Here is an 11,024-nt window from a genome sequence, read left to right on the forward strand (position 1 = left end):
TTTCAAATATTTTGAGTATAAATACTCTATATACTCACTTCTCTGCGATGCAGTCGCACTCGCGGGAGCGCATTTTGTAGCTTGCTTAAAGCTTTGTTTCTGTCTGTATCACTTGTTACTTTTTAAAATGAGAATTGCTGGTTCAAAAGCGTCCTACAATACTAAATCCTGTTTAAAAGCTATAGGAGAGCGGGAAGTTTTCTCAGTGAACAGTAAGCTGACTGCTGACTCCTAACCCCACCAACAAACTTTTTGCCGCAAACCCTAATTAGAGATTTTTTAGTACAAAAGTTCTAAAATGGCCAGTGCCAGTTATTGGCCTGAAGACTTGTTTTTTCAGTCTTGTGGCTTTATCATGGGTACTGTGTGGTGTGTGTGATGTGAAGGAGTAAGATGACTGCTAATAGCCAACTTATCTCCGTCAAGGCTCTACAAGCTTTGATGAAGCGAGGGTTCAAACCTTCGGTCTCTGGTAGACGGCATCAAAAATCTTGGTTAATAGCTTTAGACGGCGATACCTCAAAACGATTATTCGATATCGTTTTCTCCCTGTCGGTTCTAATTTTCTTTTCGCCGCTTTATTTAATCTTAGCCTTACTGATCGCGATTAGTTCCCCCGGTCCGGTCTTCTATGTGCAGAAGCGCGTCGGTCAAAACTTCCAGCATTTCAACTGTATCAAGTTCCGTACTATGGTAATGGATGCGGATAAGGTATTAGAGAGACTGATGGAAGACTCTCCCCAACTGCGAGCGGAATTCGAGGATAATTTCAAGCTGAAGGATGATCCCCGCATAACTTGGATTGGCAAGTTTCTCCGCTTAACCAGTTTAGACGAGTTTCCCCAGTTCTGGAACGTCCTGCGGGGAGATATGAGCGTCGTCGGTCCGCGGCCTTTAGTTCCCGAAGAATTGCAGAAATATGGCAATCGCATCGACAAAGTTTTAACTATTCGCCCCGGTTTAACTGGTTTATGGCAAGTTTCTGGACGTAATGACATCCCCTATCCCATGCGGGTGCAGATGGATGTGTATTACGTTAATTCGCGCAACTGGTTAACCGATATCTGGGTAATCTTTAGAACTATCGGTGTTGTGGTTTTTCCCAAAAATAACGGTGCTTACTAAGGCAGTCAATAGTAGTTCAAGATTACTGGCTACTGTTTCAATGTAATTAATCGCTAAACTGGGGGAGAGAAAGGCAGAACTTGCTTTTTTCTCCTCTTTTTTTGAGAAGAAATATTATGATATAGCGTTTTTCAGTCTGCTGAGGTACAAAAGTTATGGGTTTTAGGCAAAAGGCAAAAGGCAAAAGGGAAGAAAATATGTGTACCTCACTAGCTTAGGAAACGCTATAGTAATTAGGGCTTGCTAGATAATGGTAGAACCCTTTTAAAATAAGACTTTTGACCTTTTAAAATCCGATGTTCATGCTGCGAAAATAGGATTGAGACCTTCAAAAACCTTGCATTATCCTTCTTGTAGTAGGCAAACTGGTACAAAAAAGGAGAGCAACAAAGCCTTAAACTGCTGCCTTCTGCCTGACCCCATCCTAGGCCTTTTTGAACAAACACTACTTAGCTGTTATCTTAAGGGTGAGGTACGAAATTTCTGGTTTTAGGAAACACTGGAGCTAGAGATGATGCTAAATCCCGTCATTTCGTCCTTATCACAATTTGGGCATTTTGTCAAAAAAATTTTGACTTTGCAACAAAACTACACAAAAATTAGATCAACGTTGTTAGGGAAAAAAGGGATAATTGGCGAAAGTGTTTGGTTTGGCTAAAAGGGAAAGTCTAGATTTAGCAATGGTTTCAAGGCAAGCTAGACCTTGAGAAGTCCAAAAAAGCACAGAAAAAACCACCATAGCATAATTCGAAATTATACCAAAATCGCTGGAAGTATTGTCACCTCGTAAATAAATAGAAATTATTCTCAATAAATTCTTAAGTAAAAATAAATATTACTAATTGTAAATTTAAATATTTTTAAGTATTGAAGGTATTTGCATATAAAATACTTATCATTTTGCCCCGATTGCCTCTAACTTTTCCCTCCCCACAGCAATCACCGGGTAAGTAGAAAATTTCTCATTCTTTCTCCTAGAGATGAAGTACAGAGTAATCCTTACTCATCAAGTATTTTAGCAACAATAACTAACCTCATCTTTCTGAGAAAGGCTGTAGCGAAAGAAAATCTGATCAGTGGGAGCGTTACTTTTGTTGTTGGGTTTCCTCGATCGAACTGTTCTAGGTTTGGGAAATGGAGTCAAGATAGAGAGTATCCGGACAGATATCTTGTTCGTTCGGCCAAGTTACCGTACCATCTAAAATTTTTACTTGATTAAAATACTGTTTGTTTTTAAGTTCTTGAAAGATGGCAAAATCGAGCAGTGGTGAACAATCATAAATTTTCTTTTCTTCATTAGTAAAGATGAGTTGTAATTGATAGTTTGGCAAAGGGATAACTTCTTTAACTCTAGGATTCATGATTTATCTCAGTGGTTCAATTTTATACAGTTGTTGTCTTGAAATCGAAGGACTATTGCTCGGAAATAACCTCGATCGAATAAAATTCTTTCATCGACAATCGTGAAAGAGTTCACAATCGAACTCTCAGATAATTTCCGTTTAACTAGGGGAATATAATCGGCTATCTCCATCTAATTTGATCATAAACTTAACTCTTTTCTAGCTGCCAATAGCATTTCATAATAAACATTCCACTCGAAATAATCCATAGCGTCCCCTAGCTCACCGGAACGAAATCTAGAAGAGAATTCTTCCGAACTCATGGGATATTGATTTTCCTATTGCTTGACACGGTTTTCTAAATCCAAAATTTGAGCGTTAATCTGCAAATTTTCCCGTTGTTCGCTCTCAATTTTCCGATTCAGTAACTCTCTTTCTTCCTCGGAGAGAGAGAGAATAATTCGCGCGAGAGAATAAATCAGTTGGGTGTTCATTTAAGAACTGTAGCGGATTCGATCGAGAACCGCTGCCATGACTGCTCGGAAATAATAGGTGGATGAGGCTGCACCTATCCACCCTAGAGATCTAAATCTTCGGCGCTAAATTTCTTGTGAATCTGAGGAAAACCTAACTGTTTAATCACTTGATGTTTGCGTTCTTCCTCAAGGGATGACAACTGATTATAATTAACCCAGTGAATACAGTTGACTGGACAAGTCTCGATCGCTTCTTGAATAATTTCTTCTTCGTCACCGTCCTGATTATAGACGCGAGAGCGACCGTATTCACCTTCAATAAAAAAGGTGTTGGGGGCAACGTGGGCGCAGTGTTTACAACCGATACAAGTGACCTCATCGACGTAAACCGCTTTCTGGCGCAGTAAACCACCCAATTCAGGCTCAAAACCAGTGCGATCGGGGGAATCTCTTAGGAATCCCCCTAACTCTGGTTCAAAACCAGAGCGTTCGGGAGAAAAATCAGCCATTAGGCACTCCAACGTTGTACCACTAGACGAATAGAACCATCAGTATTTTTTTCCTGTGCTGCCACCTGAAAACCCTGTTTAGCAGTTTCTGCCAGAATGGTGTGGTAGGCATAACCTTGATTTACTTTTCTTAAAAATCCTTCTACGGTTAGGGGTTGTTGCCAGTATTGCAAATCGGCAACTAACTCGTACTCGTTACCATTCCAGCGAAAACCGATATCGTAATTGTTATCTTGCTCGATTACCACCTCTGCGGTTAAAGTTTGACCTTGATAACCTTTGACGGGGTGGGAACCCTCTTTCCATTCCATACCCATATCGCTCAGGGCGGCTTTTAGGTAGGATAGATCGCGGATTTTGGTTTTGATATTGCTAAAGTGTGACATGGTTTTTCAGTGGCTTAAATAAAGGGATCGGGAAAGATGAAAAATTACCAGTCGCTAAAAGTGGCTGCGTTGCTGACTTTCTCTGACTGGCTGACGGTTTGATGGTAATAATCCGAGGTTTTCTCTTGAGACATCAGCTGCCCGAGTTGTGCCTCGATCGCCGCCGTCACCTCTTGACAAGATGAACCGACTATGCCTGTCACCTTTTCCATGACGCGACCATCGGGATAGATGATAAACTCTAGGCTTTCCATGCTCATAGGTCTTCTCGGCGTAATCTGGGGTTTGCAAAGCTCCCTATCGTTTTAATTTACGATAGTTTGCTAATCGTAGCAATCTGGTTAAAATTTTAGCAAAACTTTATATTATCTCGGCCAACCACTTTCATTTTTTGTAAGTTTCCCGTAACTTTTCTTCATCGTCAAGGGCGAACTTTAACCTAGTGGGCATAATTTAACAAAACTACACAAAAAAGACGACCTGAAGCGATAAATTGAAAATAAAGGAGATGCAACGGCGAACCACGACCGCCGAGATCATAGAATTTTGTCTATAGGAATCAGAACAAATATGAATAAACAAATAGCCAGCGATCGCCTTCGGATCGGTGTTTTAGGTTTTGGTGGTTTGGGACAGGCTGCCGCTAGAATTCTCGCCCCCAAACAGGAAATGCTCTGGACTGCCGCCGCCGATAAAGCCGGTTTTGCATACCACAAAGACGGTCTAGATGTCAATACCTGTAACAAAATTTATCATGACCGGGGTTCGATCGGTTATCTGGAAAATTACGGCAGTCTCAGCGAGAACAGTATCGAGGAATTAATCAAAACTGCCGACGTAGAGGGCTATTTTCTCGCCTTACCGAATTTACCTAACAATTTCATGGCCGATATCGCTAAAACTTTCATTCGCTTAGGTTGGCGCGGGGTTTTAGTCGATGCCCTCAAACGTACCAGCGCCATGGAACAAATCCTAGCACTACAAGCAGACCTAGAAGCCGCCGGCATCACCTATATGACCGGCTGCGGTGCTACCCCCGGACTGTTAACTGCGGCCGCTGCCCTAGCTGCCCAGAGTTATGCAGAGATTCATAGCGTTAAAATTACCTTTGGCGTGGGAATTGCCAACTGGGAGGCTTATCGTGCCACTATTCGCGAAGATATCGCCCATTTACCCGGTTACAACCCAGAAACAGCCCACCAGATGAGTGATGCGGAAGTGGAAATGCTGTTAAATAAAACCAATGGCATTCTTAGCCTCGAAAATATGGAACACGCAGACGATATTATGCTGGAATTGGCTGGAATTTGTGGACGCGATCGGGTTTCCGTCGGGGGTGTGGTGGATACGCGCAACCCGAAAAAGCCTTTAAGTACCAATGTTAAAGTCACGGGGCGGACTTTTGAAGGCAAAATTTCCACCCATACCTTCACTTTAGGTGATGAAACCAGTATGGCGGCTAATGTCTGCGGGCCGGCTTTCGGTTATCTGAAAGCGGGGGTTTCCCTGCATCGTCGCGGTATCTACGGATTATGGACAGCAGCGGAGATTATGCCGCAATTTGTGCGCTAGGGGTTTCTCTGCCGTAAAATAGCTAAAACTTTCGGGAAAATAGCGGGTAAGGGAGCGATCGCTTCTAGGCTCTCTCCCGTGACCGGATGTACTAAAATTAAACGATGGGCATGGAGTAATTGCCCGGGTAGATTAATCCCGATAGAACGACCTGAACTATAGAGGGGATCCCCAAGAATCGGATGACCGATTTGGCTGCTATGAACGCGAATTTGATGAGTTCTGCCAGTTTCTAGACGAAATTCCATTAAGGTGTAGTTGCCCAGTCTTTCCTTGACTTGCCAGTGAGTGACGGCATTTCTACCTCCTTTTTCCACGGCAATAATAGCCATCTTTTGGCGATCGCTGCGGTGACGACCGATCGGCAGATCAATTGTACCTGTCTCCGTTTTGGGGACACCGTGGACGAGGGCGATGTATTCCCGGCGGGCAGTTTTGGTTTTTAATTGTGTCTGTAGGTGTTGATGGGCCTGGTCGGTTTTGGCAATAACGATCGCGCCCGTGGTATCCTTATCTAAGCGGTGGACTATACCGGGGCGTTGAATTCCACCAATTCCGGCTAAATTTGGGCAGTGATGCAGTAAAGCGTTGACCAAGGTTCCCGATTCGTGACCGGGGGCCGGATGAACCACTAAATCGGCAGGTTTATTGATAATAATCAGATATTCGTCTTCGTAAAGAATATCAAGCTCGATCGCCTCGGCGGTTAATTCGAGGGGTTGACTGTCGGGAATGGTAATCTTTAAGTGATCACCTTGACCAACTTTAGTATTTTTATTGGTGCAAATTTGACCATTTAACTGTATATATCCCTGTTCTATCAGTTTTTGCAGTCTCGATCTCGATAAATCGGGCAATTGTGACCCCATCCAAGCATCTAAACGTTCTTTTTTTCCCGCAACTTCTAAGTTTAATTGGTTCATCGATTTTTAGTGATCAGGGTGTAGGGTGTAGGGTGTAGGGGAATCAAGAAAAACTGACTGGAGATTAGTTAATCTCTTTAGCTCAACAATTCCCGTTGGCTCTCCTGTGGTTATTTTGTCTAGAAAGATGCTTGAGAAAGCTTATTATTAATCTAATTAATATCATTATATTTGTTTTTTCCGATCAGATCATCCCGGACAGTAATTGAACTTGCTCTGGCTGCAAAAGCCACAGCAAATTAGTCGAGATTTTCTCATCCCCAAAAAATTAGAGAGACGTTGTTATACTAAATCCTGTTTAGCAGATATAGGGGAGTGCTGGAGCGGGTAGAAGGGAGAAACAATCCATAACTTGGGAGTTAATCGTACTATTAAAAACAGATTTAGTATTATAATCAACGTCTCCACATCAGAAATTAATCAATCACAGTAAGCCAAGCTGTTTTAAACAACCGAATTATTGCCCACTTTAGTCAACGAAAATGCCATTTAAAACTCCTGAAATGATCGAAACCACGATCGAACCGAATAAAGCGGCAAAAAATGATTTTACCTCAAAACCACTGATAAAATAGGAGGCTAAAGAAAAGGAAATGGCATTGACCACAAAAATAAACAACCCTAGGGTCAAAATAGTTAAAGGCAGGGTAAAAAGAATCAACAGGGGTCTAATAATAGCATTAATTAAACCCAAAGCGACAGCAGCTATCAAAGCCACGGTAAAATTTTTAATTTCTATACCGGGTACTATTTGCGCTGTAATCAATAAAGAGACGGCGGTAATCAACCAACGGAGGAAAAAAGATAACATAAGCCCATCCATCTAAGATAGTTCATCCTCATCTATTTTAATCGCCATCGCCACTTAAAGAGGCGGAAGTCTTCAGGAGATGACAACGAAAACTGAGAGTGACTGCTGCTTCTGCTTGAAAACCAGAGCGGGAACATAGTATCGGTTACACTGATAATAAACAGGAAGATTCCCTCGGACTATCACCCCCCAGAAAGAGGCAAGACTAAAGATGATATCTAGAAAAAATTTTAGCCGAAGCCAGCAAGTACCAATCGGTAAAACGAGAATTATTCAGGGAGCAACTGGCTTTTTAATGCTAATGAGTCTGCTTTCTCTCCTCTTAGCACCACCTAGTTTAGCATCTCCTGAGCCACCTAATTCGGTTATCGCCGCCACCCGTCAAGATTTGAGTCGGAAAACCAAGATATCGGTTAATCGCTTGCAAATTCAAGCAGCACAACCACAAACCTGGCCCGATGGTTGTTTAGGATTAGCTAAACCGGGAGAATTCTGTACTCAAGCACTGGTGCAAGGATGGCGAATTATTCTGACTGATAACCAAAAAACCTGGGTTTATCGCACCGATAGCAGCGGTGCTAATCTTCGCTTAGAAAAGTAAATTTCTTTGGCTCTTTTCCGGCTGCTTTTTCGGCATCGCCAAGGCAGCGTTTTCCTGATTTGATTATCGTCCCCCCAGGGAAGGTGAATTGTCTCAAGCACCCTGTTGGGTGACGAAAATCGGCTGAGAATGGCTCTATGGTTTGTTTCAAGAACCTAGTCGTCTCTGGCAACCCTATTTAATTAATAATCCCAGTTTTTTGCTTCTTTTTGCCCTATAACTTCTGCGAGACTGGGAAAAGTAAGAAGTAATCCAGTCATCAGCCCTCAACTATCGTTAAGATGGATAGGAGAAGGTAAAGTTTTATATGTCCCCTTCAACTGCGTTTAGGAGTTCCTGCTAAAGATGACACAAGCTACTCAGATTCAAGGAAAAGGAATTTTACTCAGTGAGGCTGCCCTCAAACACCTTACCATGCTCAAAGAGCAACAGGGCAAGGATTTATGTCTGCGCGTGGGTGTGCGTCAAGGTGGTTGTTCGGGAATGTCCTATATGATGGATTTTGAGCATCCTAGCAATATTGGCCCCCAAGATGAGGTTTTCGATTACGATGGCTTTAAAATTGTCTCTGATAAAAAAAGTCTGCTCTATCTCTATGGTCTCATGTTAGATTACAGCAACGCGATGATCGGCGGTGGTTTCCAATTCACTAATCCCAACGCCAGTCAAACCTGTGGCTGTGGTAAGTCTTTTGGCGTTTAATATTTCTCTGGGGTGATACCTTTCACCCCCACCTCCCAGAGGCGATTTTTTTTGGCCAAAACCCTTGACAAAATCGGAGACTTGACATATACTTTTTGTATAATGGGAATCCTTGCCTGCCTGCGAACCCTTCATTTTTAGGCTAGATACCCTCAATGCTAGGATAATCGGCCATGTCAGGACAAACAGGGAATAAACCGCTTTTTTCTCAACACTATCTTGAGCATCGGCCGCTGGATTCTCCGGAATGGCAAGAGGATGTATCGGTGGCATTTTCCCGCTTAGAGAGTCTTTATCAACAAAAAAAGGCAATTTTGCCGACTCTTAACGAAGCGCAAACGGAAGCAGAATTAATACAACCGATTCTAGAAATTCTCGGTTTTAGTTATATACCGCAATTGACACTCCCCGCGCTAAAGCTCGGAATTCTGTGCCTGGATGTGACTAGGCACTCGAAGAACCTTTGCTTTAACCCATCATTCAAAACGACAGCAGTTTGGCGATATTTGAATAGGCGTACTGACTCCGCACCGGATAGTGAACACCTCCCGTAGCCGTGATGTTGACGTTGGACTGACGCTCGAATACCATCACGATGTCGGAGCCGCCGAAGAGGAAAGTCGAGATCATCTCGCCCTTCGACACCGTTTTTCCCACCACCTCCTGGCGCACCTTCTCGTTGATCAGTGCCACCTGCTCATCATAAGATCGCCCCTTCTTTTCCTGTTGGGTAAGACGGATAAGTTCCTGCGTCCCTGGTTTGACGAACACAACGGAGGATACTTGCGCCATTCCAATGGGCAGCACGGCGATCTTGCCGATAGCGGTTTCCAGGACAAAAAGCCCACGGCACTGCACAAACTGATAGTCGGTGGCATCCTGTGCATCCAGATAACGGTGCGGCATGGCCACGTTGGCCAAGGATGAGTTTTCATCGGCACGTCCCTCAGCATCGAGTAGGTCAAGTTGGACATCCAGGTAAACCTGTCCTGGGATAAATTTAGCCTCAATTATCCTGCCCGCTGCCGGGGCGTGCTGCCGGTGATAGTCGAAGACATTGAGAAAGCTGTGGACGAAAATGCCGCCCTCGAAATCCTGGGCATACTCGGAACCCTTTAACAGTTCTGGGATAGGCCATTCGACGTGCTTGACCACGATTGAGGACTCTGCGGGCATCGGCTCGCCCGCTGGAGTGGTGATAGTCCATTGGCCGACAAAAGTGGACTCGGCTGGGAAGACGATAATCCGAGGATCGTCTGGCTGGGCGACTGGGCGCTGTCGATTGATATCCTTGAAAGTTCTGGAAAACCACTCGTTGAATGTCTTGTAGTTCTCGATCCCGTTTTCGCCCCCATTGTAGTCCTGGTAGGTATATTCCGGCCCGAACTTATAGGTTACGAGATGGTTGGCCGATTCGGGTGTGTCGAGAAATTCGCCCCATTCGACCGCAAATTCCCGAAGCCAGAGGGATAGCGGTGTGAGAGCCTCGCCGGTAAAGGGAGCGATCGGGCTTTGCAGGGAGACGAGTTCGGGTTGGTTGAAGTAGTAATAGAACTGCGTCAGGTGCAGATAATCTGTGCGTTCGTGGTAAATGTCGCCCTGCCATTCCCAGACCCGCAACCCGGGGATCCACGTTACCAGGGCATCGATGTAATAGTAAAATTGGTAGAGGTTGTGTATCCGATCGAGTTCGGGGATGCGCTGTTGTCTTATCTTCAAGATCGCGCTCTGGAAGGCTCCCCCATAGGCGTAATCGTCGATGAGCTTTTTAAGTTTCTTTGTGATCGGCTGCTTCGGCTCGTACACTGCGCTATCGGGGGGTAGCTCTTTAAGGAATTTCGGCCCCTGGGGGATTGACGATGAAACTCCCTGCTCGTTCAGGTGCTGGGCCTCCCGCGCCGACACCGCTTTCCATTTCAACCGGCCATAACTCTGGTTGTGATTTGTGTTCATGCCATTTTCCTCTTGTTGAATATCAAACTATCTATCTAAAATCTCCACAGACAGGGCCGACATTCCGCACATCTTCATATACTTTTATATATTTTTACATTCCCCAAGATGTTTTGACAAAAAACCTTCATTGTATAAACTACTATTAAGAACATTTTCAATAATTGATTTTTTCTGAGAAAAAAATTTACAATTCTTCACCTTAATAACAAATCCATCATTGTAGCTATAATTTTTACTGGCAAAGGTTTGTCAGCAATAGATTAGTAAAAATTATCAATTGAATGTTAAGAAGTGCAGAAAGTGGGTCTAGTTGCCTGAGATAATATTAGGTCGAGGTCTATACCTAATACTAAATCCGTTGAGTATAGGCTACATATCAGGATAGGCACTCATGCAAAAGGGAGAATAAATAATCAGTTTTTAATAACCAGATTTAGTAAGTAGGTAGGTGTTAAAAGTTGTCAGACACCCCCCTTATCAAGGCTATCCATTAGTCACATCTTTCTTAACATAAAATTTGACAAAAAGAGAAAAGTGTGCAAGATGGCTCAAGGAGGTTCTATGGGGGAACTAATTTGATGAGATAGTTTCCAAGTCTGGCTGATATCATGTAACCTTCG

The 11,024-nt window shown here is 43.6% G+C and carries 12 protein-coding genes and 1 pseudogene; 5 read left to right on the top strand and 8 right to left on the bottom strand.

Features of this window, described 5'->3' with window-relative positions; translation table 11 throughout:
* Positions 1-393: 393 nt before the first annotated feature.
* Positions 394-1,125, top strand: coding sequence for a sugar transferase (locus tag ACOCD9_RS20290; RefSeq protein ID WP_151696515.1), 732 nt, complete (start codon positions 394-396; stop codon positions 1,123-1,125).
* 1,121 nt (positions 1,126-2,246) lie between these two features.
* On the opposite strand, the gene ACOCD9_RS20295 is transcribed toward ACOCD9_RS20290, so the two are convergent.
* The 5 genes from ACOCD9_RS20295 to ACOCD9_RS20315 all read right to left on the bottom strand — a co-directional run bounded on the left by ACOCD9_RS20295 (position 2,247) and on the right by ACOCD9_RS20315 (position 4,099).
* Entirely contained in the window at positions 2,247-2,486 is a 240-nt protein-coding gene (locus ACOCD9_RS20295) for a DUF2442 domain-containing protein (RefSeq protein ID WP_287704399.1), read from the bottom strand.
* 320 nt (positions 2,487-2,806) lie between these two features.
* Complete coding sequence (locus ACOCD9_RS20300; protein ID WP_419548288.1) at positions 2,807-2,962, bottom strand: hypothetical protein; 156 nt, start codon at positions 2,960-2,962, stop codon at positions 2,807-2,809.
* Positions 2,963-3,045: 83 nt separating this feature from the next.
* A complete protein-coding gene (locus ACOCD9_RS20305) occupies positions 3,046-3,453 on the bottom strand; it encodes a ferredoxin (protein ID WP_108937259.1) in 408 nt (135 codons plus the stop codon).
* The gene (locus ACOCD9_RS20310; RefSeq protein WP_002762644.1) at positions 3,453-3,839 is read right to left on the bottom strand and encodes a DUF1257 domain-containing protein; all 387 of its coding nucleotides are present in this window, start codon (positions 3,837-3,839) and stop codon (positions 3,453-3,455) included. The genes ACOCD9_RS20305 and ACOCD9_RS20310 overlap by 1 nt, the downstream gene beginning before the upstream one ends.
* A gap of 44 nt (positions 3,840-3,883) precedes the next feature.
* Positions 3,884-4,099, bottom strand: coding sequence for a DUF2997 domain-containing protein (locus ACOCD9_RS20315; RefSeq protein ID WP_002752708.1), 216 nt, complete (start codon positions 4,097-4,099; stop codon positions 3,884-3,886).
* Positions 4,100-4,409: 310 nt separating this feature from the next.
* Here ACOCD9_RS20315 and bioU point away from each other — a divergent pair, with 310 nt between their 5' ends.
* Positions 4,410-5,411, top strand: a complete 1,002-nt coding sequence (gene bioU / locus ACOCD9_RS20320) for a (S)-8-amino-7-oxononanoate synthase BioU (RefSeq protein ID WP_287704394.1) — start codon at positions 4,410-4,412, stop codon at positions 5,409-5,411.
* On the opposite strand, the gene ACOCD9_RS20325 is transcribed toward bioU, so the two are convergent.
* Positions 5,408-6,334, bottom strand: a complete 927-nt coding sequence (locus ACOCD9_RS20325) for an RluA family pseudouridine synthase (RefSeq protein ID WP_419548290.1) — start codon at positions 6,332-6,334, stop codon at positions 5,408-5,410. The two genes, bioU and ACOCD9_RS20325, sit on opposite strands and share 4 nt — an antisense overlap.
* A gap of 469 nt (positions 6,335-6,803) precedes the next feature.
* Positions 6,804-7,145 (bottom strand): phage holin family protein, encoded by a 342-nt coding sequence (locus ACOCD9_RS20330; protein ID WP_287704391.1) that lies wholly within the window; start codon positions 7,143-7,145, stop codon positions 6,804-6,806.
* 211 nt (positions 7,146-7,356) lie between these two features.
* Between ACOCD9_RS20330 and ACOCD9_RS20335 the strand changes: the two genes are divergently transcribed.
* From ACOCD9_RS20335 to ACOCD9_RS20345, 3 genes and pseudogenes are all read left to right on the top strand, one after another.
* Entirely contained in the window at positions 7,357-7,746 is a 390-nt protein-coding gene (locus tag ACOCD9_RS20335; RefSeq protein WP_287704389.1) for a hypothetical protein, read from the top strand.
* A 345-nt stretch (positions 7,747-8,091) separates the two neighbouring features.
* Positions 8,092-8,448 (top strand): iron-sulfur cluster assembly accessory protein, encoded by a 357-nt coding sequence (locus tag ACOCD9_RS20340; RefSeq protein ID WP_002747572.1) that lies wholly within the window; start codon positions 8,092-8,094, stop codon positions 8,446-8,448.
* A 173-nt stretch (positions 8,449-8,621) separates the two neighbouring features.
* Positions 8,622-8,852 (top strand): annotated as a pseudogene (locus tag ACOCD9_RS20345) (hypothetical protein); the annotation flags it as partial.
* Positions 8,853-8,928: 76 nt separating this feature from the next.
* On the opposite strand, the gene ACOCD9_RS20350 reads toward ACOCD9_RS20345, so the two are convergent.
* Positions 8,929-10,401: a phosphatidylserine decarboxylase gene (locus ACOCD9_RS20350; protein ID WP_419548291.1), complete on the bottom strand. Its 1,473-nt coding sequence runs from the start codon at positions 10,399-10,401 to the stop codon at positions 8,929-8,931.
* Positions 10,402-11,024: the final 623 nt, after the last annotated feature.

Source organism: Microcystis sp., assembly GCF_048564745.1.
GTDB lineage: Bacteria > Cyanobacteriota > Cyanobacteriia > Cyanobacteriales > Microcystaceae > Microcystis > Microcystis ichthyoblabe_A.